Origin of the sequence: Silvimonas sp., from assembly GCF_031291215.1 — a bacterium.
Lineage (GTDB): Bacteria > Pseudomonadota > Gammaproteobacteria > Burkholderiales > Chitinibacteraceae > Silvimonas > Silvimonas soli.
In genome coordinates, this window is sequence record NZ_JARLJK010000064.1 from 209,083 (window position 1) to 235,151 (window position 26,069).

General features: G+C 58.6%; 26 protein-coding genes. 11 read left to right on the top strand and 15 right to left on the bottom strand.

From position 1 onward, the window contains the following. Positions 1-77: 77 nt before the first annotated feature. The gene (coq7, locus tag P4L78_RS07145; RefSeq protein ID WP_309327405.1) at positions 78-731 is read right to left on the bottom strand and encodes a 2-polyprenyl-3-methyl-6-methoxy-1,4-benzoquinone monooxygenase; all 654 of its coding nucleotides are present in this window, start codon (positions 729-731) and stop codon (positions 78-80) included. A 110-nt stretch (positions 732-841) separates the two neighbouring features. Here coq7 and P4L78_RS07150 point away from each other — a divergent pair, with 110 nt between their 5' ends. The 3 genes from P4L78_RS07150 (at position 842) to P4L78_RS07160 (ending at position 2,833) form a co-directional block, all read left to right on the top strand. Continuing rightward, the gene (locus tag P4L78_RS07150) at positions 842-1,411 is read left to right on the top strand and encodes a peptidylprolyl isomerase (RefSeq protein ID WP_309327406.1); all 570 of its coding nucleotides are present in this window, start codon (positions 842-844) and stop codon (positions 1,409-1,411) included. Between the two features lie 43 nt (positions 1,412-1,454). Further along, entirely contained in the window at positions 1,455-1,958 is a 504-nt protein-coding gene (locus P4L78_RS07155) for a peptidylprolyl isomerase (RefSeq protein WP_283150613.1), read from the top strand. Between the two features lie 77 nt (positions 1,959-2,035). Beyond that, complete coding sequence (locus P4L78_RS07160) at positions 2,036-2,833, top strand: UDP-2,3-diacylglucosamine diphosphatase (protein ID WP_309327407.1); 798 nt, start codon at positions 2,036-2,038, stop codon at positions 2,831-2,833. Here P4L78_RS07160 and P4L78_RS07165 read toward each other — a convergent pair. From P4L78_RS07165 to rnhA, 6 genes are all read right to left on the bottom strand, one after another. Next, entirely contained in the window at positions 2,818-3,738 is a 921-nt protein-coding gene (locus P4L78_RS07165) for a homocysteine S-methyltransferase family protein (protein WP_309327408.1), read from the bottom strand. The two genes, P4L78_RS07160 and P4L78_RS07165, sit on opposite strands and share 16 nt — an antisense overlap. A 50-nt stretch (positions 3,739-3,788) precedes the next feature. Next, entirely contained in the window at positions 3,789-4,262 is a 474-nt protein-coding gene (gene ispF, locus P4L78_RS07170; protein ID WP_283150616.1) for a 2-C-methyl-D-erythritol 2,4-cyclodiphosphate synthase, read from the bottom strand. Then, positions 4,259-4,756 (bottom strand): GAF domain-containing protein, encoded by a 498-nt coding sequence (locus P4L78_RS07175; RefSeq protein ID WP_309327409.1) that lies wholly within the window; start codon positions 4,754-4,756, stop codon positions 4,259-4,261. The genes ispF and P4L78_RS07175 overlap by 4 nt, the downstream gene beginning before the upstream one ends. Continuing rightward, positions 4,749-5,468 carry a 2-C-methyl-D-erythritol 4-phosphate cytidylyltransferase gene (ispD, locus tag P4L78_RS07180; RefSeq protein WP_283150618.1) on the bottom strand — a complete coding sequence of 240 codons (720 nt, stop codon included), beginning with the start codon at positions 5,466-5,468 and terminating at the stop codon, positions 4,749-4,751. The genes P4L78_RS07175 and ispD overlap by 8 nt, the downstream gene beginning before the upstream one ends. Further along, the gene (gene dnaQ / locus P4L78_RS07185) at positions 5,465-6,202 is read right to left on the bottom strand and encodes a DNA polymerase III subunit epsilon (RefSeq protein ID WP_283150619.1); all 738 of its coding nucleotides are present in this window, start codon (positions 6,200-6,202) and stop codon (positions 5,465-5,467) included. Before dnaQ ends, ispD begins: the two co-directional genes overlap by 4 nt. A 76-nt stretch (positions 6,203-6,278) precedes the next feature. After that, the gene (gene rnhA, locus P4L78_RS07190; protein ID WP_283150620.1) at positions 6,279-6,722 is read right to left on the bottom strand and encodes a ribonuclease HI; all 444 of its coding nucleotides are present in this window, start codon (positions 6,720-6,722) and stop codon (positions 6,279-6,281) included. Between the two features lie 22 nt (positions 6,723-6,744). Between rnhA and P4L78_RS07195 the strand changes: the two genes are divergently transcribed. Then, a complete protein-coding gene (locus tag P4L78_RS07195) occupies positions 6,745-7,059 on the top strand; it encodes a hypothetical protein (protein WP_283150621.1) in 315 nt (104 codons plus the stop codon). 13 nt (positions 7,060-7,072) lie between these two features. Here the strand turns inward: P4L78_RS07195 and P4L78_RS07200 are convergent, their stop codons facing one another. Continuing rightward, positions 7,073-7,834, bottom strand: coding sequence for a methyltransferase domain-containing protein (locus P4L78_RS07200; protein ID WP_283150622.1), 762 nt, complete (start codon positions 7,832-7,834; stop codon positions 7,073-7,075). Between P4L78_RS07200 and gloB the strand changes: the two genes are divergently transcribed. Both gloB and P4L78_RS07210 read left to right on the top strand, forming a co-directional pair. After that, the gene (gene gloB, locus P4L78_RS07205; RefSeq protein WP_309327410.1) at positions 7,833-8,588 is read left to right on the top strand and encodes a hydroxyacylglutathione hydrolase; all 756 of its coding nucleotides are present in this window, start codon (positions 7,833-7,835) and stop codon (positions 8,586-8,588) included. The genes P4L78_RS07200 and gloB overlap by 2 nt on opposite strands. 100 nt (positions 8,589-8,688) lie before the next feature. Continuing rightward, positions 8,689-10,323 carry a LysM peptidoglycan-binding domain-containing protein gene (locus P4L78_RS07210; protein WP_283150624.1) on the top strand — a complete coding sequence of 545 codons (1,635 nt, stop codon included), beginning with the start codon at positions 8,689-8,691 and terminating at the stop codon, positions 10,321-10,323. A gap of 103 nt (positions 10,324-10,426) precedes the next feature. Here the strand turns inward: P4L78_RS07210 and P4L78_RS07215 are convergent, their stop codons facing one another. Together P4L78_RS07215 and uvrA are read right to left on the bottom strand one after the other, a co-directional pair. Further along, positions 10,427-11,020: a pyridoxamine 5'-phosphate oxidase family protein gene (locus P4L78_RS07215; RefSeq protein ID WP_309327411.1), complete on the bottom strand. Its 594-nt coding sequence runs from the start codon at positions 11,018-11,020 to the stop codon at positions 10,427-10,429. An 87-nt stretch (positions 11,021-11,107) separates the two neighbouring features. Further along, positions 11,108-13,963: an excinuclease ABC subunit UvrA gene (gene uvrA / locus P4L78_RS07220; protein ID WP_309327412.1), complete on the bottom strand. Its 2,856-nt coding sequence runs from the start codon at positions 13,961-13,963 to the stop codon at positions 11,108-11,110. Positions 13,964-14,217: 254 nt separating this feature from the next. Here uvrA and P4L78_RS07225 point away from each other — a divergent pair, with 254 nt between their 5' ends. From P4L78_RS07225 to ssb, 3 genes are read left to right on the top strand one after another with little or no spacing between them, the layout of a single operon-like run. Next, a complete protein-coding gene (locus tag P4L78_RS07225; protein WP_309327413.1) occupies positions 14,218-15,468 on the top strand; it encodes an MFS transporter in 1,251 nt (416 codons plus the stop codon). 36 nt (positions 15,469-15,504) lie between these two features. Continuing rightward, complete coding sequence (locus P4L78_RS07230; RefSeq protein ID WP_309327414.1) at positions 15,505-16,866, top strand: MFS transporter; 1,362 nt, start codon at positions 15,505-15,507, stop codon at positions 16,864-16,866. After that, on the top strand, positions 16,867-17,385 hold the full coding sequence (gene ssb, locus P4L78_RS07235) for a single-stranded DNA-binding protein (RefSeq protein WP_309327415.1): 519 nt from the start codon (positions 16,867-16,869) through the stop codon (positions 17,383-17,385). It begins immediately after the preceding gene. A gap of 100 nt (positions 17,386-17,485) precedes the next feature. On the opposite strand, the gene P4L78_RS07240 is transcribed toward ssb, so the two are convergent. Next, on the bottom strand, positions 17,486-17,875 hold the full coding sequence (locus P4L78_RS07240; RefSeq protein ID WP_309327416.1) for a helix-turn-helix domain-containing protein: 390 nt from the start codon (positions 17,873-17,875) through the stop codon (positions 17,486-17,488). Positions 17,876-17,965: 90 nt separating this feature from the next. Between P4L78_RS07240 and P4L78_RS07245 the strand changes: the two genes are divergently transcribed. Next, positions 17,966-18,616, top strand: a complete 651-nt coding sequence (locus tag P4L78_RS07245; protein ID WP_309327417.1) for a hypothetical protein — start codon at positions 17,966-17,968, stop codon at positions 18,614-18,616. A 77-nt stretch (positions 18,617-18,693) separates the two neighbouring features. Here P4L78_RS07245 and galK read toward each other — a convergent pair whose 3' ends face one another. From galK to P4L78_RS07260, 3 genes are read right to left on the bottom strand one after another with little or no spacing between them, the layout of a single operon-like run. Then, positions 18,694-19,857 carry a galactokinase gene (gene galK, locus P4L78_RS07250; RefSeq protein ID WP_309327418.1) on the bottom strand — a complete coding sequence of 388 codons (1,164 nt, stop codon included), beginning with the start codon at positions 19,855-19,857 and terminating at the stop codon, positions 18,694-18,696. After that, complete coding sequence (locus tag P4L78_RS07255; RefSeq protein ID WP_309327419.1) at positions 19,857-20,942, bottom strand: UDP-glucose--hexose-1-phosphate uridylyltransferase; 1,086 nt, start codon at positions 20,940-20,942, stop codon at positions 19,857-19,859. The genes galK and P4L78_RS07255 overlap by 1 nt, the downstream gene beginning before the upstream one ends. A gap of 19 nt (positions 20,943-20,961) precedes the next feature. Then, complete coding sequence (locus tag P4L78_RS07260; RefSeq protein WP_309327420.1) at positions 20,962-22,929, bottom strand: beta-galactosidase; 1,968 nt, start codon at positions 22,927-22,929, stop codon at positions 20,962-20,964. A 185-nt stretch (positions 22,930-23,114) separates the two neighbouring features. On the opposite strand from P4L78_RS07260, the gene P4L78_RS07265 reads away from it, so the two are divergent. Further along, positions 23,115-24,134, top strand: coding sequence for a LacI family DNA-binding transcriptional regulator (locus tag P4L78_RS07265; protein WP_283150642.1), 1,020 nt, complete (start codon positions 23,115-23,117; stop codon positions 24,132-24,134). A gap of 2 nt (positions 24,135-24,136) precedes the next feature. Here the strand turns inward: P4L78_RS07265 and P4L78_RS07270 are convergent, their stop codons facing one another. Further along, positions 24,137-26,068 carry a glycosyl hydrolase 53 family protein gene (locus tag P4L78_RS07270; protein ID WP_309327421.1) on the bottom strand — a complete coding sequence of 644 codons (1,932 nt, stop codon included), beginning with the start codon at positions 26,066-26,068 and terminating at the stop codon, positions 24,137-24,139. Position 26,069: the final 1 nt, after the last annotated feature.

Genomic DNA, 26,069 nt, shown 5'->3' on the forward strand with positions numbered 1-26,069 from the left:
CCATGTGAATAAGCCGACCTTTGATTGATATCAAATTTAGGCTGTGAATTAGTGCCGAACTAGCTCGTTTGGCCGATTTACAAGCGGTACGACAGAGATGTCATTACCTTGGATGTTGTTGCCATCAAACCGGCCACCGGTGCAGGCAGTGGTGCCGCGCCCAGTTGCACGGCTTGTTCCGCATGACCCAGTTCATCGGTATGCATTTGCTCGACCACGGCGCGGCTTTTGGCATCTTGCTGCGGCAAAGTATGCAGATGCGATTGCAGATGCGCGCCGACCTGCCGTTCGGTCTCGGCCAAAAAGCCCAGATTCCACTTGTCGCCAATCACGCCCGCTGCGACACCCATGGCCAGACTTCCGGCATACCAGAACGGGTTTAGCAGACTTGGACGGCTGCCTAGTTCCTGCAAGCGACGCTCAGTCCACGCCAGATGTTCGACTTCTTCATGCGCGGCTTGCTTGAGCGCTTCCCGCGCCTTGGGGTCACGTGCCGTCAATCCTTGCCCTTGATACAAGGCTTGCGCGCAGACTTCGCCACTATGATTCACCCGCATCAAACCGGCCGCGTGTGTTTTGTCGGCTTCGCTCATTTCGGCTTCGTCGATGTGGGCATCCGGATGAGCACGTTCACTGATTGCCGGTGCCGCCAGCGTACGCAGCATCACGTCAAACTCATTGATCAGGCGATCAACCGAAGGCAAAGCAGGCAGTTTGGGCAGCGGCAACATGGCGGGGACTCTTGGTTTTGCGGCAATTAATTGCGTGCCATTCTAGCGCAATGGCGGCATAGCGGCCCGTGATATCATTGCCGCTCTTGTCCCTAACCGAGTCACGATGCATGAAAAAGTTCTTGCTGGCACTGGGCCTGACGCTGATCGCCAGCGTTGCCGCAGCTGCAAATCCGCAAGTGGTGCTTGATACCGCCAAAGGCCAGATCACCGTCGAGCTGTATCCCGATGCAGCCCCGGCGTCTGTCGCCAACTTCCTGCGATATGTGAAAGAGAAACACTACGATGGCACTATCTTTCATCGGGTAGTGAAAGATTTTGTGGTGCAAGGCGGTGGTTACGATCCAAAAATGAGTGAACGCCCGACCAATGCACCGGTCAAAAACGAGGCAGAACACGCATTCAAAGCCGGGCTGAAAAATGATCGCGGCACACTGGCCATGGCCCGTACCAATGATCCTGATTCGGCAACCAGCCAGTTTTATTTCAATCTGAAAAACAATGACTTCCTGAACTACCCTGGCCGCGACAATTATGGCTATACGGTGTTCGGGCGTGTAGTCAAAGGCATGGATGTGGTCGATGCCATTTCCGCCGTGCCCGTTTTGCCTGGCGACTTCCCGGCTACTCCGGTACTGATCAAAAGCGTGCGCGTTGAAGGCGCCGCTGCCGGTAAATAATCCAACCCATCAATCAGTTAGCAGAACCTCAAAGGACCCCATCATGGCGACTAAAGTCAAGCTCTCTACCACTCTGGGCGATATCGTGCTGGAACTGGACGAAGTCAAGGCACCGAAAACGGTAGCCAATTTTGTACAGTACGTACAAGACGGTCATTACAACGGCACCGTGTTTCACCGCGTGATTGATGGCTTCATGATTCAAGGCGGCGGCTTTGAGCCCGGCCTGAAACAAAAACCGACCCGCGAAAATATCGAGAACGAAGCCGGCAACGGCTTGAAGAACGATGCCTACACCGTGGCCATGGCACGCACACCAGAACCGCATTCGGCCTCTGCGCAGTTCTTTATCAATGTCAGCGACAACGACTTCCTCAACTACAAATCGCCTACTCCGCAAGGCTGGGGCTATGCCGTGTTCGGCAAGGTTGTTGAAGGCAAAGATGTGGTTGACCAGCTGAAAGGGGTGAAAACCGGCAACAAGGGTTTCCACCAGGACGTGCCGCGTGACGACGTACTGATCAATAGCGCCGAAGTACTGGCCTGATCCTGCCATCGGCCCAGCTGGCCGGTTAGTAAAAAAAGCGCGGCTTTCATGCCGCGCTTTTTGTATGCTCTTGCCCCATGACCCTGTCCAAGACCCTGTTCATCTCTGATCTTCATCTCTCGCCCGCCGACCCGGCAACGGCGCAGGCATTCCAGCGCTTTCTGACGCAGCAGGCGCGGCATGCCAGCCAGTTATATATCCTGGGTGATCTGTTCGAGATGTGGATCGGCGACGACCAGCTGGATGATCCGTTTTACGCCGAGGTCGCCGCGAGCATCGCAACGCTGGCCGAGCAAGGCGTTGCGGTGTTTTTCATGCCTGGCAACCGGGACTTTGTATGCGGCACGCGCTTTGCCCAAGCCGCCAAACTGCAAATTCTTACTGATCCCTCGGTGATTACGCTGGCCAACCGGCAACGCGTACTGCTGGCGCATGGCGACGCTTATTGCACCGATGACGTCGCGTATATGCGGTTCCGGCGCATTATCCGCAATCCATTGGTCCGCATGATCTGGCTGGCCTTGCCGTTTGGCTGGCGCAATCGCAAAGCCGGACAACTGCGCCAGCAATCTTCGGCGATGAATCGCAACAAGATGCGCTCAATCATGGATGTCAACGCTGCGGCGATCGAGAACGCACTGCGCAGGGCACAAGTGGATACGCTGATCCACGGCCACACTCACCGCCCCGCCCGTCACCAGGAAGCGGCTGGTACGCGCTGGGTGCTACCGGATTGGTACGCCGGAATGGGCGGTTATCTGCAATGGCAAGATGGCCAATGGCAGATGTTGACGCTCAACGATACGCCGCTGCTTGACGACACTGGCAAGTCGTTGCCAGACAGCCTGCCGCCAGCGCATCAATGGTCGGAGTGAGTCTGGTCGATCAAACGATGCACGCAGGCGATATGGTCCGGCCCGATGCCGCAGCAACCGCCAACAATGCCCACGCCCTCGTCCAGCCATTGCTGTGCCCAGCGTGCGTAGCCTTTCGGGTCCAGATCCGGGCGTAACTCATCCAGGCCATCATTGGCTTCGGCATCGGTTGATTGCGGTGGAAAGGCATTGGCATACACGCCAATCGGTAATGGCACGCCCAGTTGCGCCAGCGTGGTTTGCGCGGCCCGCACTGCGGCGCTCATCACTTCAGGCTGGCTGCAGTTGAACAAGACAGCTGCGGCACCTTGTTCCACCGCCACCGTGACTGCTTGTTCAACGGTTTCACCAGAACGAATCCGCGAAATACCTGCGCCAGGGTTTTCATCGGCCAGGGTATAGGACACCCACAGCGGCTTTTGTTCGCCAGCGGCATTGAGCGCAGCCCGCACGGCGAGGATTTCAGCAGTGGTGCTTTGCGTTTCAGCCAGCCAGAAATCAACAAAGGGCGACAAGCCCCCGATCAGGCAGGCCAGAATCCGGTCGGCCTGCTGCCGGTCGAACAAGTCAGCCCGGTAAGAGCCACAAGTCGGCGGCAACGATCCGGCTACGCGCACAGGATGAGTAGCATCGTTGGCGGCATCACGCGCCAGTTGCCCGGCCAGCGTCGCCAACTCACGCCCTTCCACCGCAAACACCGCCTCTCCGACATGAAACGGCACCACGGCGTAACTGTTGGTGGTGATCACCTGCGCGCCAGCGGCGATGAAATGATCATGCACGGCGCGCACGAAATGCGGCGCCTCAATCAGCGCCAGCGCCGACCACTCTGGCTGGCGAAACGGCGCGCCAATGCGATTCAGTTCGCGGCCCATGCCGCCATCCAGCAAAGTCACTTCACGCATTGCGCACCGCCTGGTGATTTATTTGACGCTTAACGAGCGGAGCCACGCCTTTAGCGCGGCAACAACAAACAGACAGCTTGAGCTTCGACGGCTTCAGACGCACCGACAGGGCCGAGTTTTTCGTAAGTCTTGGCTTTTACATTCACTTGCGTGACCGCCACGCCCAGGTCAGCGGCAATATTGGCAACCATGGCTGGAATATGCGGCGCCATCTTTGGACGCTGGATCAAAATGCTGGCGTCGACATTGCTGACCTGCCAACCGGCTTCGGCCACTCGCCGCACGGCTTCGCGCAGCAAAACACGGCTATCCGCACCTTTGAATTCGTCAGCGGTATCCGGGAAATGCCGGCCAATATCTCCTAGCCCGGCAGCACCGAGAATGGCATCGGTAATGGCATGCAGCAGCGCGTCAGCATCAGAGTGGCCGAGCAAGCCCAGTTCGAACGGGATATCCACCCCGCCCAGAATCAGTTTGCGACCTTCCACCAGCCGGTGCACATCCCAACCCTGACCGATTCTCATACGGTTGCCTCGATCTTTGCAGCAGTCATCACAGCCATTAGCCGCTCCAGCCAGTAGCCGTCTTCCTGGTCAAAAGTCGCCAGTTCAGTGCTGTCCACATCCAGTACGCCAGTCACTTTGCCTGCGGCATCATGCAGCGGCACAACAACTTCAGAGCGCGATAGCGACGAGCAGGCGATATGACCAGGAAATGCATCCACATCTGGCACCACCAGCGTTTCATTGCGCGCCCAGGCACCGCCACACACGCCTTTGCCAAAGGCAATGCGGGTGCAAGCGATGGGGCCTTGAAACGGTCCAAGCACCAGTTGCTCGCCCACTACGCGGTAAAAACCAATCCACAACCAGCCAAAGGTCTGTTGCAACGCCGCGGCCGTGTTGGCCATGCGGGCGATTTCGTCGTGCTCACCATCCAGCAAAGCGACCAGTTGGCGTTCCAGCGAGGCGTAACGTTCGGCCTTGCTGCCAGCTTCAATTACCAATGTTTCAGCCATGCGTTGGCTCCTTGTTTATTTGTTCGCGTGCGTCACGCAGGATCAATGCTGCCAAGTGCAGATCTTGCGGATAGGTCACTTTGAGATTCCACGGGCTACCAACCACCAGTCGCGGCGCTTTCCCGGTTTTTTCGATGGCGCTGGCTTCGTCGGTGATATCCGGACCAGCACCGCTCACCAGCGCGTCGTGCAAAGCCTGCAAGCGGAACATCTGCGGCGTTTGCGCTTGCCACAAACCATCGCGCGAGCGGGTCTGGGCGATGCGCTGATCGGCAGTGGCGGCCTTGAGCGTGTCGGCCACCGGCACGGCCAGAATGCCACCGACCGGGTCATCGCGCAGTTCGGCGATCATGCTGGAAACCAGCGCGGGCGAGATACACGGGCGGGCGGCATCATGCACCAGCACCCAAACGTCCGCTGCATGACCAGCGGCACGTAAAGCTTCAAGGCCATTGCGCACGGACTCAGCGCGGCTATCGCCACCACAGCGCAGCGGCAATAGGCGCGCAAAACCCTGCCAATCCAGTTGATCCCAGTGCTCATCATCTGCCGACAATACCACCGCAACGATATCGATCTCCGGCACCGCGTGCAGCGCGGCGACGGTGTGCCGAACCACGGCTTGACCGCATAAATCCAGATATTGCTTGGGACTGGCAGCGCCCATGCGGCTACCGCTGCCAGCAGCAGGCACCAGCGCGATGCAGGTCATTGCCCGGCCTCGGGCGTAACCGGCGACTCGATGGCCCGCCACAGACACTGGCCTTTAATGGCCTTATCCAGATCATCCAGATAAGCATTGTGTGCGGCCAGTTCCGCTTCGCTGGGCTGTTGCACGCGCAAGGGCGCACGCGATGCCCGCGCCAGCGCCAGGCTGGCGGTACCGGCCGGACTGTCATCTACCTGGAAGTCGATCAGCAAACTGTCCTGGCCGCGCGTAAGCGCCAGGTAGACTTCCGCCAGCAACTCGCAGTCGATCAGTGCGCCGTGCAGCACCCGCGCGGAGCGATCCACTTCAAAGCGGTCACACAGTGCATCCAGGCTATTGCGCTTGCCCGGAAACTGGTCTTTAGCCATGGCCAGCGTGTCGATCACGCCCGCCACGTAATCACCGATCTTGCCTTTACCCAAACGGCCAAGCTCGGCGTTCAAAAAGCCCACATCAAACGGCGCGTTATGGATAATCAACTCGGCGCCGGTGACGAAGGCGAGAAAGTCATCAGTGATTGCCGCAAATTTGGGTTTGTCCGCCAAAAACTCGGTGGTCAGCCCGTGGACGTTCAGTGCGCCCTCTTCGCTGTCACGTTCAGGGTTGATATACAAATGCAGCGTGTGCTCGGTAACGATCTTGCGATCGATCATTTCCAGCGCGGCGATTTCCAGAATGCGGTTGCCGTCGTCAACGCGCAGACCGGTTGTTTCAGTATCAAGAATAATTTGGCGCATGATGGCTATATGGCTTCTGTCTGGTCCGGATTCAATCCGGAGAGAATGATTGCTTTATGACGCGGCCTGCAGCCGCCTACGCACGACCCAGTACAAGATCGACACCGCGATTGGCCAGTTGATCTGCACGTTCGTTGAATTCGTGGCCGGAGTGGCCCTTCACCCATTTCCAGGTGACTTGATGGCGTTGCACTTCGGTGTCCAGTTGTTGCCACAGATCGGCATTCTTGACCGGTTTCTTGTCGGCGGTTTTCCAGCCATTGCGTTTCCAGCCATGAATCCAGGTCTCAATGCCGTTTTTGACATATTGCGAATCCGTGTACACCAGCACCTCGCATGGCCGCACCAGGATCGACAACCCCTTGATCACGCCCAGTAATTCCATGCGGTTATTGGTGGTATGGGCTTCGCCGCCAAACAATTCTTTTTCTTTGGTGCCATAACGCAACAAAGCGCCCCAACCGCCCGGTCCCGGGTTGCCCTTGCAGGCACCGTCGGTATACATCTCTACAATGGCCATTCAAATCCTTATGGAGAACACAATGCGTTCTACTTTCCTGGTTGCGTCCTTGTTTGCGGCCCTCACCTCGGCCAGTGTTGCAGCCGCGCCATTTTGCTTGTGGCATGCCCCGTGGGGCAAGGATGTGCAGGGCAAACCGGATCGCTGGTTAAATCTCACCGTGGTGCAATATGTCGACGTCACCGATAACGATGTGCACGTCGTGTTTGGTGGCGGCAATCTGGGCAGCGGGCACGATCTGCATATCCCGGTCAAAAACCGCGACGATGCGCAAAAAATCCTGAAAGATCTGACTGAAACTGCGCGGACGTGTGATCGGGAAGATAAATCCTCCTGATGTCCTCATTCGTTCAGGGCTTACAGCGATCCTTTTGTGCCTGATAGTGCATTTTGTCGATCGCTGTAGCCGGAGCACCTGCCGGCGTGGGCACGCGCCGCCATTTCGGGCCAATCACCCGCATGCCGCGCACACGTTTAACTACGTCCAGGCAATACACGCCACCTGCCGCCGGCCACCAGCGATCTCCGGCGTTTTCCAGAAAGCGCGACCTGTGCAGCCATTTTTCTTGCTGCACCGGCAGGCTGTAACATAGATATTCGCCGCGCATGGATTCCAGATTCAGCAGCGACAACCAGTCTTTCAAGCGCGGCAACGCGATGAACTGGCCACGCCACGGCACCTCTTGCTGCCGATTGCGCAAACGGCGCATACCCCACAGGCTCCACGGATTGAAACCGGTAATCAGCAAACGCCCCTCCGGCACCAGCACCCGTTCCGCCTCGCGCAGTACCTGATGCGGGTCTTTGCAGAAATCCAGCACGTGCGGCAGCGCCAGCAAATCCAGCGACTGGCTCTCGAACGGTAGCTGTTCTGGCAGACAGCGCACGCGCGATCCGGCAGACTGACCTGCAATGGCTCGCCACGGCATGCGGTTGCTGCGCAAACAATCAACCTGCGGCAATTCCAGCTGAATGGCCTTGTAGCCAAAGATATCTGTGGTTGTACGATCAAACCAGCTGGCTTCTTCGGCCAGCACGTAGCTGCCTAGCGGGCTTTGCAGCCAGGCGGCAAAATAATCAAACGTGTTTTCCACATCGACGGGCATGTCCATGTTCAAGATCACCCCGATTCCCATTTTTAATGACAATTATATCTGGCTTTTAGACGATGGCAGCGCTGCTGTCGCCGTCGACCCCGGTACTGCCCAGCCTTTGCTTGATTACCTGGCGGCCCATCATCTGCATCTGGCCGCGGTCTTGGTCACGCATCACCATGCGGACCATACCGGCGGGCTGGCCCAACTGGCAACCGCCGCGCCGTGTCCGGTGTACGGCCCGGGCAGTATCGACTTAGTGACCAATCCTGTCACAGCGGGAGATGCCATTCGTCTGCTGGATCAGGGCTTCCGGATTATCGCCCTGCCCGGCCACACGCTGGATCATATCGGCTATGTGGGAGCGGGCGCGGTGTTTTGTGGCGACACGCTGTTTGCCGCCGGCTGCGGTCGGCTGTTCGAGGGCACGCCAGCGCAAATGTTCCAGTCGCTGGCCCAGTTAGCTGCGCTGCCCGCGGACACGCTGGTGTGCTGCACCCACGAATACACGCTGGCTAATTTGCGTTTTGCTAGCGTGGTTGAGCCAGACAGCCCGGAACTGGCACAACGCGTGGCGCGAGAAACCGCCAAACGCACGGCGGGCCAGCCGACTTTGCCGTCCAGTATCGCCCTGGAACGCGCTACCAATCCCTTCCTGCGAACCACGGTTCCAGCCGTAATCAGCGCCGCCGAAGCGCGTGGAGCCAGCAGCCGTGACCCGATTGGTATTTTTGCCACTCTTCGCCAATGGAAGGATGGTTTTCGCGGTTGATCGGCGCAGGCCCTGCCGCCGATCGAAAATACCTTGTTGACAGTGTTGGCATGCACCGGCAACATCGACCGAATTTGCGAATAATCAGGGCCTTGGCATCATGAAATACCGACTGCTCGCTGGCATTATTGCCAGCCTGCTCAGCGCAGCCACTTTTGCTGACAGCACCACTCCAGTCGGTTCTGCCCGGCTCGACTACCAACTCCACGACCCCGCTTTCCAGATCACCGACGACACCCGTCAAACTGTTTCCATTTTGTTTGATGACGCTGTGGTGCAAGCCATTCAGTACGATTCGTTGTGGGATCGCGTACGCGGCGGCTTTGCCATGCAGGACACCGACCCTGCACTGGTCACCAAGTGGGAAAACTATTACGCCGCTCGCCCGGAATACTTGAACCGGATCATGGATCGCGGCCAGCGCTATATGTATTACGTGGCGGGTGAAGTTGAAAAGCGCGGCATGCCGATGGAACTGGCGCTGCTGCCGATGATTGAAAGCGCCTACAACCCCAAGGCTGAATCCCCCGCCCGTGCCGCTGGCATGTGGCAGTTCATTCCTGATACCGGCAAGCGTTACGGGCTGGAACGTACCTGGTGGTATGACGGTCGCCGCGATGTGGTTGCCGCAACCCAGGCCGCACTGGATTATCTGGAAGAACTGCACGGGATGTTCGGCGACTGGCAACTGGCGCTGGCGTCCTACAACTGGGGCGAAAACGCAGTAGCCAGAGCCGTGGCCAAAAATCAGGCCGCAGGTATGCCGACCGATTACGCCAGCCTGCGTATGCCCGATGAAACTCGCAATTACGTACCCAAGCTGCTGGCGATCCGCAATATCATCGCCAACCCGCAAGCGTACGGCATCCAGCTGACCGACATCCCCAATCGCCCTTACTTTGCGACTGTCAGCCCGGATCGGCACATGGACGTAAAAGTGGCAGCGGAACTGGCCGAAACGCCAGTGCAAGAACTGCTGCGACTCAACCCAGGCTTTATCCGCCCGGTCATTGCGCATAAAGATGATCGCCAATTGGTCTTGCCAGCCGACAAAGTCGATGTATTCCAGAAAAACCTGGCCAGTTATGACAAGCCGCTGCTGAACTGGCAGCCCTATGTCACTCACCAGGGTGAAAACTTTGACAAACTGGCCGCTTCATTTGGCATTCCGGCTGGCGAACTGAAAGACGTCAACGATATCAACACCCGCGAGCGTGTAGCGCGTGGTCAGACGATCCTGGTGCCCAAGAGTGCCGATGTGGATGGCGCTGAGCAGCAAACCTTGCTGGCTCTGGCCGCCAACCGCGCAGCTGACCCACTGGATACCGGCGCGAACGACAAGCCGCAAGTACGTCGTGTCAGCGCGGTAGCCAGCCCCCGCCAGATCGCCACTGACGATAGCAACGTGGTTTCCTACCGCGTGGCGCGTGGCGATACCGTGTTCAACATCGCCAAGCGCTACGGCATTACGGTAGCGTCGCTGAAATCCATGAATGGCCTGCGCAGCAACCATATTTCGCAAGGTCAGACACTCAAGCTGGCGAGCAACACTGGCGGGATCAAGCGCATCAGCTACAGCCCGCCAGAAGCTCAGAAGTATGTGGTCAAGCAGGGTGACACGGTCAGCTCCATTGCCCGCCGTCACAATGTCGATACTGCAGACCTGAAGCGCTGGAACCCGCAGCAATCGTTCACGCCCGGCGTGCACCTGGTGATTTACCAACCCAATAGCTAAACGCTTGCCTGGTTGGCCCAACAAAAAACCCGCGCTTTGCGGGTTTTTTGTTGTCGTTTGGACAGACCGTTAGCAGTACAAATATCTCGGGGCTATCAGTCCATCATGGCACCAGCGTGCTCTCTGACCAAGCGCCATTCTGCAAACACCACAAACGACGGTCATGCATGCGATCTGCGTCGGATTGTTGCCATAGCTCGATCATCTGCGGCTGCAGCCAGAGCAAACCGATATGTTCCGCCACTGGCAACTGCGGCAGTTGTTCCAGTTGTGACGTCAATTGAGCAACCTCTTGCTGCATGATTGCCCGCGATGCCACCTCCGTACTTTGCTGGCGAACCCTTTCGGCATATAGATCCATGATCTGGCTGGCATGTGGTTTGTTACGCCACAGGGAGTGTTCTGCCGCACCACAATGCAGGGAATAACTGCCGCGCAAGCGAAATTGCGTCATGGATTGCGGCCAGAATCCAGCCAGTTCCCATTTGTCATTGGCAGTCAGCTGGCGGATTTTCGGACTGAGCATGTTGACCGAAATCGCAATTTCGTCCGCCGTAAACTGGCGCACCGTGACCATGCGCGATACCGGGTAACCGTCAGCGTCCACGGTCATCAGCGTCACAAAGCGGGCACAGGGATCGCCCTCTGCCATCGCCGTCAGATACAACTGCTGCAGATATTCAACCGGCTGCACCATTGGGTCCTCCTGTTTGCCTCTTCGTGAAAAAGCCTCCACAAAGGGAGGCTTTTCTTGCATACATCCGCCAGACAGATCGTCAGCCAGTTATTGGTGGCTATCGAGCACGCGCTTGAGGTACTTGGCCGTATGCGATTTCTCGCTCTTGGCCACTTCTTCTGGCGTACCCACGGCAATGATCTCGCCACCGCCCGCGCCACCTTCCGGCCCCAAGTCGACAATCCAGTCCGCAGTTTTGATCACGTCCAGATTGTGTTCGATCACCACCACGGTGTTGCCATGTTCGCGCAAGCGCCGCACCACGCCCAGCAGTAGATCAATATCGTGGAAGTGCAAACCGGTAGTTGGCTCATCCAGGATATATAGCGTGCGCCCGGTATCGCGCTTGGACAACTCCAGCGCCAGCTTCACCCGCTGCGCTTCACCACCCGACAACGTCGTGGCGGACTGGCCGAGCCGGATATAGCCCAAGCCCACGTCCATCAGCGTTTGCAGCTTGCGCGCCACGGTCGGCACGGCCTGGAAGAACGCCAGCGCGTTCTCCACCGTCATTTCCAGCACTTCGGTAATGTTCTTGCCCTTGTACTGGACTTCCTGCGTTTCGCGGTTGTAGCGCTTGCCGTGGCAAACATCGCACGGCACGTAAACGTCCGGCAGAAAGTGCATTTCCACCTTGATCACGCCATCGCCCTGACACGCTTCGCAGCGCCCGCCCTTCACGTTAAAACTGAAACGGCCCGGCCCGTAACCGCGTTCGCGGCTGGTTGGCACGCCCGCAAACAACTCGCGGATCGGCGTAAACAAGCCGGTGTAAGTGGCCGGATTGGAACGCGGCGTGCGGCCAATGGGCGACTGATCGACATTGATCACCTTGTCAAAGTGATCCATACCGTTGATCTCTTGATATGGCGCGGGCTCAGTCGAAGCCCCGTTCAGATCACGCGCCGCAATGGCATACAGCGTGTCATTGATCAGCGTGGACTTTCCCGAGCCCGATACGCCGGTCACGCAGACCAGCAGGCCAACCGGTAATGCCAGATCAACGTACTTCAGGTTATTACCATGAGCACCTTTGAGCGTGAACCATTTTTCCGGATCAGGCGTGCGGCGGGTTTCCGGTAGAGCAATACGACGCGCACCGGATAAAAACTGCCCAGTGATCGAATTGGGGTTCTTCATCACTTCAGACGGAATGCCTTCGGCGATGATTTCGCCGCCGTGTTCACCCGCGCCTGGTCCCATATCGACCAGGTAATCGGCAGCGCGGATCGCGTCTTCATCGTGCTCAACCACGATCACCGTGTTATCCAGATCGCGCAGGCGCATCAGCGTGCCGATCAAGCGATCGTTATCGCGCTGGTGCAGACCGATTGAGGGTTCATCCAGCACATACATCACGCCGGTCAAGCCGGAACCAATCTGCGATGCCAACCGAATCCGCTGCGCTTCGCCGCCCGACAAGGTATCGGCGCTGCGTTCCAGACTGAGGTAATCCAGCCCCACGTTCACCAGGAAGCCCAGGCGTTCGCGGATTTCCTTGACGATCTTCTCGGCGATTTGCGCCTTGTTGCCTTCAAACGCCAGTTCGGTGAAGAACTTGCTGGAATCACGCAATGCCATCTGCGCAATCTGGTGCAGAGTTTCGGTACCCACTTTCACAAAGCGCGCTTCACGGCGCAAACGCGAACCGCCGCAGCTCGGGCACGACTGGTTGTTCTGGTATTTGGCCAGCTCCTCGCGCACCGCAACCGAATCGGTCTCGCGGTAGCGGCGCTCCAGATTGGGAATGATCCCTTCAAAGGTGTGCGCCCGCTCAAACTTGGTACCGCGCTCGTTCAGATAGATAAAGCGGATTTCATCGCGACCCGAGCCATACAACACCACTTTGCGCGTTTCTTCCGGCAGGTCATCCCACGGCGTGTTCAGGTCGAACTCATAATGCGCGGCCAGACTGGACAGCATCTGGAAGTAAAACTGGTTGCGCCGGTCCCAACCCTTGATCGCGCCAGCGGCCAGACTCAAGTCCGGATGAGCGACCACGCGTTTGGGATCAAAAAACGTGATTTGGCCCAAGCCGTCACACTTGGGGCAGGCACCCATCGGATTGTTGAACGAGAACAAGCGGGGTTCGAGTTCCGGCAGGCTGAAGCTGCATACCGGACAGGCAAACTTGGCAGAGAACCAGTGCTCTTTGCCGCTTTCCATTTCCACGGCAATGGCGCGACCGTCAGCGTGACGCAGCGCGGTTTCAAACGATTCCGCTACGCGTTGCTTGAGATCGGCGCGCACTTTCAGGCGGTCGATGACCACTTCAATGGTGTGTTTCTTGTTTTTGTCGAGCTTGGGCACGTTCTCTAGTTCGCACACCTCGCCATCTACGCGTACTCGCACGAAACCTTGGGCGCGCAGCTCTTCAAACAGCTCCAGGTTCTCGCCTTTGCGGCCGATAATCACTGGCGCCAGGATCATCAAGCGGGTGTCTTCCGGCAGCGACAATACATGGTCCACCATCTGGCTGACGGTTTGCGATTCCAGTGGCAAGTCGTGATCCGGGCAATACGGCGTGCCGACGCGGGCAAACAGCAAGCGCAGATAGTCGTGGATTTCGGTCACGGTGCCGACGGTAGAACGCGGATTATGGCTGGTGGCTTTTTGCTCGATGGAGATCGCCGGACTCAGGCCCTCGATCAGATCCACGTCTGGCTTTTCCATCAGTTGCAGGAACTGGCGCGCATAGGCGGAGAGCGACTCCACGTAGCGACGCTGGCCTTCGGCATACAAGGTATCAAACGCCAGCGACGATTTACCCGAGCCAGACAACCCGGTAATCACCACCAGCTTGCCGCGCGGCAAATCCAGGCTGACGTTCTTCAGGTTATGGGTGCGGGCCCCGCGAATGCGGATCAGCGGGATATCTTGATCGATAGTGGAACGATAGTTCATGCGCCTGATGCCATTCTCGAAAGCCAATCCGTCAATATAACAGAATCAGCCTGCCCAGCCGGAGCCTTGCCCGGTCAGAACAGCACTGATTTGTGCGCCAGCGGATGGGAGATTGCAAAACGCGCAGCCATAGACAGCAAATACCCCAAGCCTGCGCAACAGAGCATGAAATGGGGCCGATAGCGCGAAACTCCAAACATTCGAAACATAAAATCGCCATACCAATGCCAGACGGCGTACTGCCGCCTGCTAGAATGTCACTTTTACCGCCGCCCCTACCCCACGTCATGCAGAACAGCCTGAGCACCACGGCCAATTCCACTACCGCCCATGAACAAGGCACCGCCTACCGGGTGCTGGGGGCAATCAGCTTTTCGCACCTGTTGAACGACATGATCCAGTCGCTGATTCTGGCGATCTATCCGATCCTGAAGGGCGGTTTCAATCTGAGCTTCACCCAGATTGGCCTGATTACCCTCACCTACCAGATCACGGCTTCCTTGCTGCAGCCGCTGGTGGGTTTGTATACCGACAAAAAACCGCAACCGTATTCGCTGCCGATCGGCATGGGCTTTACCTTGTGCGGTCTGTTACTGCTGTCAGTGGCGCCCAACTTTGGCACCTTGCTGGCGGCGGCGGCGCTGGTTGGCACGGGCTCGTCGATCTTTCACCCGGAATCCAGCCGCGTAGCGCGCATGGCTTCCGGTGGGCGTCACGGCCTTGCGCAATCGCTGTTTCAAGTGGGCGGTAACCTGGGTTCATCGTTTGGCCCCTTGCTGGCCGCCGCAATCATCGTGCCGTATGGCCAGCCCAGCATCGCCTGGTTCTCCGTCGCGGCGCTGGTGGCCATTGCGGTGTTGTTCAAGGTCGGCACCTGGTATCGGGCGCATCATCTGGGCGCACGCGGCAAAGCCGGTCGCAAGGCGGTGCATAATCTGAGCCGCAAGCAGGTGGGATTCTCCATCGGTATCTTGCTGCTGCTGATTTTCTCCAAGTATTTCTACATGGCCAGCATTGGCAGCTATTTCACCTTCTACCTGATGAGCAAGTTTCACCTGTCGGTGCAGTCGGCCCAGGTGCACTTGTTTATCTTCTTGTTTGCGGTGGCTGCCGGTACGGTGATTGGCGGCCCGCTGGGCGATAAAATCGGCCGCAAGTATGTCATCTGGGGTTCGATCCTGGGCGTTGCTCCTTTTACGCTGGCATTGCCGTACGCCGATCTGTTCTGGACTGGCGTGCTCACGGCCATCATTGGCGTGATTCTGGCCTCCGCGTTCTCGGCCATTCTGGTGTACGCCCAGGAACTCATCCCCGGCAAAGTGGGCATGGTTTCCGGTCTGTTCTTCGGCTTTGCCTTTGGCATGGGCGGGATTGGCGCCGCAGTACTGGGCACGCTGGCCGATCACACCAGTATTGATTTTGTTTACCACGTCTGCGCGTTCCTGCCGCTGATTGGCTTGTTGACGGCGTTTTTGCCCAACCTGGAACAACCGAAAAAGGCTTAACCGGCTCGCATGGCTTCTGCATCATCTGAAAACTCAATGACTCCACTGGAATTACGCGCCTCGCTCGGTCTGGCCGGGCTGTACGCCCTGCGCATGCTGGGCATGTTTCTGATCCTGCCGGTGTTTACGGTGTATGCCACACACTTGTCCGGCGGCGAAAACCATGCCCTGGTGGGGCTGGCGTTCGGTGCTTACGGGCTAACCCAAGCCATCCTGCAATTGCCGTTTGGCATGTGGTCCGACCGGGTTGGCCGCAAAAAGGTGATCTACTTTGGCCTGGTGATGTTTGCCATTGGTAGCCTTGTATGCGCCAGCGCCACCAGCATTGAATGGATGATTGCCGGTCGCGCGTTGCAAGGTGCCGGTGCAATCTCTGCGGCGATTACGGCGCTGCTGGCCGACCTCACCCGCGAAGAAAACCGTACCAAAGCGATGGCGATGATTGGTGGCAGTATCGCCACCACCTTCGCCATCTCGCTCGTAGCCGCGCCCGCACTGGCAGAGTGGATAGGCTTGCCGGGGATTTTTCTGCTGACTGCCGGGTTGACCATTGCCGCGATCATCGGCGTATGGAAGATCATCCCCACCCCGACCATCTCGCGCTTTCACTCCGACGCTGAAGCCAGCACCAGCCGCTTGCCCGCCGTACTCAAACACCCGCAGCTGCGCCGCCTGAATTACGGCGTGTTCGCCCTGCATGCCGCGCAAATGGCCATGTTTACGGTGATGCCCTTGTTGCTGGCCAGCACCGGACATATCCCGGTAGACGGGCACTGGAAGGTGTATCTGCCGGTGGTGCTGATCGGCTTTGTGTTTATGGTGCCAGCAGTAATCGTCGCGGAGAAACGCAACAAGCTCAAACGCGTGTTCTTGTTGGCCATTGCCTTGATGCTGGTCGCGCAAACCGGCATGGCCTTGTACATGCCCAACTTGCTGATGATCTGCTTCTGGCTGGGTTTGTACTTTATTGCTTTCAATATCCTGGAAGCCACCCAACCGAGCCTGATCTCCAAAATCGCCCCGACTGATGCCAAAGGCACGGCCATGGGCGTGTACAACACCTGCCAGTCGCTGGCGATGTTTGTCGGTTCCGCAGCAGCGGGCTGGTTGTATCAACACTCCGGAGCAACACCGGTATTCTGGCTGTGCGCCGGGTTGATGGCGATCTGGTTGATCGTCACCTTTGGTCTGGTGCCCCCGTTGCCAGTCAAGACCCGCATGTTTCATATCGGCGAAAATTGGTCAGGCGATGTAACGCAGCTCTCTGCTAAACTCGCCCAAATCGACGGTGTAAAAGAGGCCGTTGTTCTGATTGAAGAGCGTGTGGCTTTGCTGAAAGTGCTGCAAAGCGGCTGGGATGAAGCCCGCGCTCGATTACTTATCGAGGAAACCCAATAAATGGCATCGCTCAACAAAGTGTTGCTGATCGGCAACCTGGGCCGTGATCCTGAAACCCGCTACCTGCCTTCGGGCGGTGCCGTGTGCAATTTCAGCATCGCCACCACCGATCGCTACAAAGACAAGCAAGGTCAGCAGCAAGAAAAGACGGAATGGCACAACATCACCATGTACAACCGCCTGGCTGAGATCGCCGGTCAGTACCTGAAAAAAGGTAGCGCGGTTTACATTGAAGGCCGTCTGCAGACCCGTAAATGGCAAGACAAACAAACCGGCGCGGATCGCTACACCACTGAAATCATCGCTGACCAGATGCAGATGCTGGCTGGCCGCGGTGGTGCGGGTGGCGGTGCGGAACAAGGCGGCGGCGGTTACGACGAGTTCAACCAGGAATACAGCGCGCAACAATCCGCGCCAACCCCGGCTCCGGCACCACGTCCGCAGCAAGCTGCAGCACCGGCGGCAAAGCCTGCTCCAGCCCGTAGCTTTGATGACTTTGAGGACGACATTCCTTTCTAATGGGCATCTTTAGAGGAATGTAACTAAAAGGCCTGCAACCCCAGTGGTGGCAGGCTTTTTTTATGTCTTCTCTTTTCTGAACGCCCAGCATCCGGTCCAGTCACGGCTTCGTTGCTGATCCCGCTTTGCGCATGACCTCAGTGCCGGGGATATGCTCTGTGCCCCACTTCACCAGCGCCAGCAGCACGCTACCCAAGGCCCTTCCCTTCTCGCTCAGCGAGTAAGCGTACCGCACGGGACGCTCTTGATAAGCGGTACTCACAACGATGCCTGCCTCTTCCAGACGGTTGAGTCGATCAGCCAGCAGATTGGTCGATATCTTCTCCGGCGAGTCCAGCAGTTCGCTAAAGGTTTGCTTGCCATAAAGCAGATCGCGCACCACCAGCAGTGACCATTTGTCACCTATCAGGTCGAGCGTATTGGCCACAGCGCAGGGGGAGCGGCGGAAAGTCTGGGGGTCGTCGGCATTGGTCTTGTCTGGTAGGGGCATGGCTCGCCTCAGTCACTTGCATAGTGAAAGTCAGTATGCTACAAATCCAGTTACTTGCAAAATGCAAGTAACTTAATGGAGCTATCCATCATGTCGCAGATCGCCTTGTCCTCGCCCGAACAATCCTCACCGCCAGCTATAACGCTTGGCGCAGCGGTTGTCCTTGCTGTCTGGTTTATTGCCATCGTCATGCTCGGTGTGGCCGGGCGCTTTGTCGGGCCGCCGGGTAGCCCGCCGGTACAAATTGCGGCCGGATTTATGGGGCCCGTGGCGATATTTCTGCTGTTGTACTGGCGCTCGCTGGCGTTTCGCGAATGGATACTCGCCGCTGATCTACGCACGATCATGGCCATGCAGGCCTGGCGCTTCGCCGGGTTTGGTTTCCTGGCGCTGTATGCGCACCACATCTTGCCGGGGCATTTCGCGCTGCCAGCCGGACTAGGCGACATTGCAATCGGGGTCACCGCGCCATTGATGCTGATCGCGCTACTCAAACGGCCTGACTTCGCGAGCAGCCGAACCTTCGTGTTCTGGAATCTGCTGGGAATACTCGATCTATTCGTGGCGGTGGGTTCGGGTGGTCTTGATGCGTTTCTGGCAACAGGCGCGGCCGGGGAAATTTCCACTACGCCGATGGCGCAACTGCCGTTGTTGCTGATTCCGGTCTATTTCGTGCCGATCTTTCTCATGCTGCATATCGCAGCTTTATTGCAGGCGCGAAACTGGCGCAAAACGCACTGAGCAGTGTCGTGGGCCTCTGCGAATAACGCATCACCACTGGCCGATAACAGTTTGGTCACCGGCCAGTGGTGGGCAGATCAGTCCAGCATTGCCTGATGACCTGCCCCGCTGGAAGCCACGCAGCGATAAACCACAGCGCTTTCGCCTGCCGCATTTCGATATTGCTGTGCCAGCGCCTGTTCGACCGGAGCCACCAGCGCATGGGGCAGCAAGGCCACTACGCAGCCGCCGAAGCCGCCGCCCGTCATGCGCACGCCACCGGCATCGCCCACTACGTTTTTGACGATGTCCACCAACTGGTCGATCAGTGGCACGGTAATTTCAAAGTCGTCGCGCATGGAGTCATGAGATTGCGCCATCAAACGCGCCAGCGTGGGCATGTCATTCGCGGCCAGCGCTACCACGGCCTGTTCGACGCGGGCGTTTTCAGTGACGATATGCCGGGCCCGCCGAAACAGTAGCGGGTCCAGTTGTTCGCGTTGTTCCAGCAACTGGGCCAGCGTCACGTCCCTCAACGCCTTGACGCCGAAGTGCGCGGCAGCCGCTTCGCATTGCTGGCGGCGTAGATTGTATTCGCCATCCACCAGGCCGCGCCGGATGCGCGAATTGATGATCATCACCGTCAAGTCGGTAGGCACGGACACTGGCGTCAGTTCCAGTGAGCGACAGTCAATCATCAGCGCATGCCCGGTCTGACCGCACGCCGAAATGAGTTGATCCATGATGCCGCACTGCACGCCGACAAACTGGTTTTCGGCACGCTGGGCGTTCAAGGCATTGGCTTGCGGCGTGAGCGCCAGTTGCCAGGCGCATTTGACTGCCTCGCCCACCGCCACGAGCAAAGAAGCCGATGAACTCAAGCCGGTACCTTGCGGGATATTGCCGCTGATAACCATATCCAGCCCGCCAAACTGGTGGCCAGCTTGCTGCAAATGCAACAAACCGCCGCGCACATAGGTGGACCAGAGTTTGTCTGGATGCGGAACGATGGGCTCATCCAGCGAAAATACATCCGCCTCATCCGCGTAGTCGGCGGCCACGACGCGCACCAGGCGGTCGCTGCGCGCGCTGACGGCAATGGCGGTATGAAAATCGATCGCGCACGGCAGCACAAAGCCGTCGTTGTAATCGGTGTGCTCACCAATCAGGTTAACGCGCCCCGGTGCCTGCACCAGCCATTGCGGGGCAACGCCAAACAGATTGGCAAAATGTGAGGTAGCAAATTGTTGCGGGGTGGACATCAAACAGCTCCTGCACCTGGCAGATCGGGTGCACTCAAATAATGGATTTCGCTGGTTTGCTGCAAGCGCGCGGCCGCCTGCTCCGGCGTGATATCGCGTTGGGTTTCGGCCAGCATTTCGTAGCCGACCATAAACTTGCGCACCGAAGCCGAGCGCAGCAGCGGCGGATAGAAGTGCGCATGTAGTTGCCAGTGACGGCTGTCGTCCGCCGCAGTCGGGCCGGTCGGGCGGCCATGCCAGCCCATGGAATACGGAAAAGAACACTGGAACAGATTGTCGTAACGCGTGGTCAGCGCCTTCACCGCCACGGCCAGATCGGCTTTTTGCGCGGGACTGAGTTCATCCATATGGGTGACGTGAGCTTTGGGCAACAGCAGCGTTTCAAATGGCCACGCGGCCCAATACGGCACCAACGCCAGCCAGTGCTCAGTCTCAATCACCACCCGCTCGCCGCTGGCTTGCTCGCGCTGTGCGTAGTCCAGCAATAGTGGCCGCCCATGCTCGGCAAAGTAGGCGCGTTGGTGCGTGTCTTCGGCGTCGATCTCGGTCGGCAAAAAGTCGCTGGCCCACAGCTGTCCGTGCGGATGCGGGTTGGAGCATCCCATCACCGCACCTTTGTTTTCGAACAACTGCACCCAGGTATAGCGTTTGCCCAATTCGGCCAGTTGTTCGCACCAGGTATCCACCACATGGCCCAGTTCAGTTAGCGACAACTGCGGCAAGGTCTTGCTGTGATCGGGCGAAAAGCAGATCACCCTCGCCTCGCCACGCGCACCTGTCGTCACAAACAGCGAATCATTGCCCTCGGTGGGCGCTGGAGAATCCGCCAGCAAGGCAGAAAAATCATTCTGGAACACCCATGTGTGGGCGTAATCCGGGTTGATCGCACCATTCACGCGAGTGTTACCTGCGCACAAGTAGCACGAAGGATCGTGGCTGATCTGCTCAGTCACGACCGGCGGGTCTTGCTGGCCTTGCCATGGCCGGTTGCCGCGATGGGGCGAGACCAACACCCAGCGCCCGACCAGCGGGTTAAAGCGCCGATGCGGGTGCTGGGTTGGATCAAAAATAGCGGACGAAGTCATGGTCTGTTGTTCCACTCACTTACCGTTGAACCGCAGTCGCGGACTCACGCCACGCGCACAACTGACCTTGCTGCAATTCATTGTTGCCCAGCAACCATTCGGCGGACTGCGGAATCGGCAATACGCATGGGGTATCGCTGTAATTGAAGGCAAAAGTGATCTCGCCACGGCGGCGCACGCGCACACCATCGGGCAAACGGGTGGTGACCAATCCAACCGATTGCGCGGCTTGTTCCAGCCACGCCAGATGCAATTTAGGCTCAAACCATGCTGCGGCGTATTGGACATTGCCCTTGGCCAGCAAGGCCGGCCAGCCATCAGCAAACGCAGCCAGCGTTTGCACGTCGCCAGCTACTCGCACGTGGTCGCGCCAGTGAATCGCGGTACCAGCTTGTCCCGCCAGGGTGGTCTCTGGCGTCAATGAGGGGCGCAAGGATTCCACCTCAATTACTTGCATCGGCAACAGCGCTTGTAACGGACCGGGCGGCAAGGTAGCCGGAATAGAGAAATTGCGGGTACGCGCACCAGTTCTTGGCCCGAACAACCATAACGCCTGGCTGGTGGAGACTTTTTCTACCAGCGCCAGATCGACCACTGCGAGTGTGGGAACGACCACCAGAGCGTAGCCCGAGAAATCCGCATCGCGCGGCAGGATATCTACATCCAGACCCAGTTGGCGCAGCGTCTGGTAGTACTCGAACACCAGCATCTGGTAATCAAAGGTTTTGCCGTGACGCTGGATATCGGTGAACCACAGGGTTTCGTAATCGAATACCAACGCCACATGCCCACGCTGGCTGGCGGCAGCCGGGAATTGTCGCAATTCGGCCCCGACCTGAACCGCCTCTTCGCCACCCGGTGAATAACCATCACCCGGCAAGTTCAGGCCAGAATGCAGGTGTTCTTGCGCAAACGGTGCCTGGCGCCAACGGAACCACGACACCAGTTCTGCGCCGTGAGCAAACGCTTCCCACGCCCACAAACGCACCATGCCCGGCGCAGGAGTCGGATTCCACGGCGCCCAGTTCACCGGACCAGCTTGTTGTTCCATGACCCAGAAGCGGCCTTTGCCGACGCCCCGATACAGGTCGTGACTGAACGCCGAGATATCCGGGTGGCCAGTGCGGGCGTAGCGGACCTTGTCGGACTCCGGCAACGCCAGCACTTCAGTGCGCGCCAGCGGATAACTGTCCCACGCCGCGAGGTCCAGCCCGGCCTTGGCAAACTGGTAATGGTCAAACGCGCCAAAGAACCCCATGAAGTTATGGAACACGTCGCGACCCGGCGAGTGTTTGCGGATGATCTCGACCTGCAAACCGTGGAATGACGCCACTTCAGCCGACAGAAAACGACGGAAATCCAGCAGGTGCGCCGGGTTCGCGTCGGTTGGCGTGTTCACCGGAAAACTCACGGCGCTGAAGTCCGGGTATTCCATGCTCCAGAACACATTACCCCACGCAGTATTGAGGGCGTGGATATCGCCATACTGCGCTGCCAGCCACTGCTGGAAGGCCGTGCGGGTGGCCGGTGAATAGCTGGGCAAGGTGTCGTGGCAACCGAGTTCATTGTCGGTCTGCCATGCGACCACGGCTGGATGCTGGCCGTAGCGTTCGGCCATCACGCTTACAATGCGCGCGCATTCCCGGCGGTAATCCGGGCTGGACATATCGTAATGGCGGCGCGAGCCAAACTGCCATGGTGTGCCGTCAGCGCGCAGCGGCATGACTTCCGGCCAGCGCGTAATCAGCCAGTATGGCGGCGCAGCGGTCGGTGTCCCCAATACAACTTTCAGCCCGGCTGCGGCCAAGGTCTCGATAGCCTCATCCAGCCAGGCCCAGTCATATTGGCCTTGCTGCGGCTCCATGCGGCTCCACGCAAATTCAGCGATACGCACATGTGAAATGCCCAGCTCAACCATCCGTTGGGCATCTTGCGCCCATTTGGATTGAGGCCAGTGTTCGGGGTAATAGCAAACGCCTGCTTGCATGGTTGATCTCGCAAAAACTGATATTTGAAAAAGGAATCCAGTCATCCGGCGCCGCTTGTTGCGAGTTGCTACCGGCCAACTGGTTTAAGCGCTTAAAAGGGCGGTTTGAAGTTAAACTGGCGCGCAACCCTCACTCAGGCTGCTGGTTGCTCCCGATTGCCTGTCTCGCTGAAGAAATCTAAAACATGGTCACACTGGCTGAAGTCGCCCAACGGGCGGATGTCACCCCCGCTACGGTCTCCAACACCTTGCGTAATCCCGGCAAGGTGCATCCCAAAACGCTGGAACGGGTACTGGCAGCCATCAAGGAACTGGGCTACCGGCCCAATCTGAACGCGCGGGCGCTGGCCGAGGGCCGTAGCGCCACGCTGGCCCTGTTGGTATCGGACATCGCCAACCCGTTTTATCCGGAATACGTGCGCGAAGCCGAACGCGCTGCGCGCCGCGCCGGGCAGTTTTTGATGGTCTGCAACACCGACGACGATGCCGCGACCAGCCAGGCTTATCTGCACCAGATGGCGGGTACACTGGCGGCCGGTGTCATCATCATGAATACCGGGCTGAGCCTGGATGAACTGCAAACGGCTGCGGCGGGCACGCCCTTGATGCTGTCGCTGTGGGAATACCCCGAAGCCCCGCCGCCCGGTTTGTCTTGCGTGGCGGTCGACTTCGCCCACGCTGGTCGCCTGGCGGCAGAACACTTGCTGACGTTTGGCCATCGCGAATTCGGCGCCATTATCGGCACCGGTTGTGGTGGTCGGCAGAGCGCGCGTTATTCCGGCTTTGCCCGCCAGTTGCACATGGCCGGGATCGACCATGCCGAAGACGCCTGTATTGAGGTGCGCGACACCATTGAAGGTGGCTTTGAGGCCGCCCGTACTTTGCTGGATCGCCACCCCGGTATCACCGCCTTTTTTGCCACCAATGACCTGATGGCGATTGGCGCCATGCAGGCTGCTACCGCGCAGGGCAAACGCGTGCCGGAAGATATCTCGGTGATCGGCATTACCAATATCAGGCTGGCGCAGCAAATGCGCCCGGCACTGACCTCGGTTGCCATCGATACCCCTGGCATCGCCGCGCAAAGTGTCGCCATGTTGCTGGCGCAGATTGCCCAACCGGCCACGCCGCCGCGCATGGAACGCGCCGCCGAGCCGTGGCTGGTGGTGCGCGATTCGACCGGGCCGGTCCGCCGCAGCGATTAGCATCACGACGCGTCCTCGCGGCTGAAATCCAGATCATCGACGTTGCCCCAGTTGCCGGTCTGACCATCAATCTGAATGCCCACGGTACATTGGTCACCCGTTACCTTGATTCCGGTAACGGCAAACTGATGCCACTGCTGCCAGCCGTTATTGCTCATTGCCGCTGAGCGAGTCGGGCCGCCACAATCTTTGGCAAACAGGGTGAGGGCTTTTTCGCCGCCACCGCCAGCGGACCATGCCTTGAACACGTAGTTACCCGGCTGCAATTTGCTGAAGGTGTGCGATACCGTCGCCGAAAACGGCTGGCCCAGCCAGTAATGCAAGGACTGCTGGCCGCTGTGGGCGTTGCCTGGATTGCGCTCGTTGCTCACCACGCCCTTGTCACCGGTAATGACCCAGCCATCCAGCGTGCCGCTTTCAAAGCCCGGATCAACAAACTGGTTACGGCGTGGCACCACGTTCACCAGCGCAATAATGGGCGGCTGGCCACTCACGTCACCGGTCAGCTTGAACTGCCCCACTTGCGCCAGCTTGGCTGTCGGGACATCGGCCCAGTCGATATAGACCGGGCGTTCCGCATCGTCGCTGAACGGCAGGCGCAGGGTTGACGGTGGCACCCAGTTTTCACCCGCCCAGGCGGTCAGCGGCAACGGATTGGGCGCGAGCAGTTTGGGCGCGTCATCGGCCCGGGCCGGTTCACGCACGCGCCGGAACACCGCCAGAGACGGCAAAGCGTGGCCGGAGAAATCGAACAGTGTCTGGTTGTCCCAGCCGTTGCCCTCGCCGGTACGCCAACCCGCGCCCGCTACCGGCAGCCACGCCGGTTCCCAGTAAAACAGACCCAAACCACGCTGCGCCGGCACCTTGTTTACCGCGTCGATCACATCGCGAATCAGGCTAGCCTGACCTTGCACGGTGGCTTTATAGCCGATGACCTTTTGCGACTCCGGCCCGAAAATATTGGCAAAGTTGTCGCCGTTATCCAGCGTCCAGGCGTAAGAGACCTCCAGCACCGCCACCGGCTTGCGGTAACGGAAGGCGATGTCATCCATATTGGTGCGCAGGTCTTCGATGCCACCATGCAGATACGGGTAGTAGCTCAAGCCGATGATGTCGTAATCGACCTGATTGCGCGTGAACAGGTCGAACACGCGGCGGTACAGTTCGTTGCTGGTGCCGTTGGCCAGATGCACAGCAATGGGCGTGTGGCGATTGCCGTGTTGCTGATCGTTGGCGCGGATTGCAGCAATGCCTTGTTTCATCAACGCGACAAAACCATCGTCGCCGCCAATGAACGCGTCTTTGGCTTCGCGCCAGGTTTTGCCATCCGGCCACAACATGCCGCCATTCAACTCGTTGCCGACTTGCACCATATCGGGCGTGGCGTGGGCATCTTCCAGCGTCTGCATCACCTTGGCGGTGTATTGGTAGACGGCTTGTTGCAATGCTGCGCCGTGCAAATCTTGCCAGGCCGCAGGTTTGGTTTGTTTCTCCGGATCGGCCCAGAAATCGCTGTAGTGAATATCCAGCAAGACTTTCAGGCCCAGCGCTTTGGCGCGTTGCGCCAGGCGCACGGTGGTGGCCAGATCGTTATTGCCGCCACCAACCGGATCACCCTTGTGCGATAACGTTTTGCCGTTGACCACTACATCTGCCGGATTGACTGGCGTATGCCAAAGGCGCAACCGAATCCAGTTCACCCCATCGTGCTTGAGGATCGCCAGCGCGTCTTGCGCCAGGCCGTCTTCGTTGTAGAACTTGCCACCGGCATGCTCGACTTGATCCAGCGTGGACACGTCCGCGCCCATGATGAAACCGGCAGGCAGATCGGGCACCGCTTGTACGGTAACGGCGGATTGAGGACGCGCGGCGATGGCCGCACTCATGGCAGCAAGTGCAACCATCGCCAGGATCACGCGTTTGTAGCGGTTCATC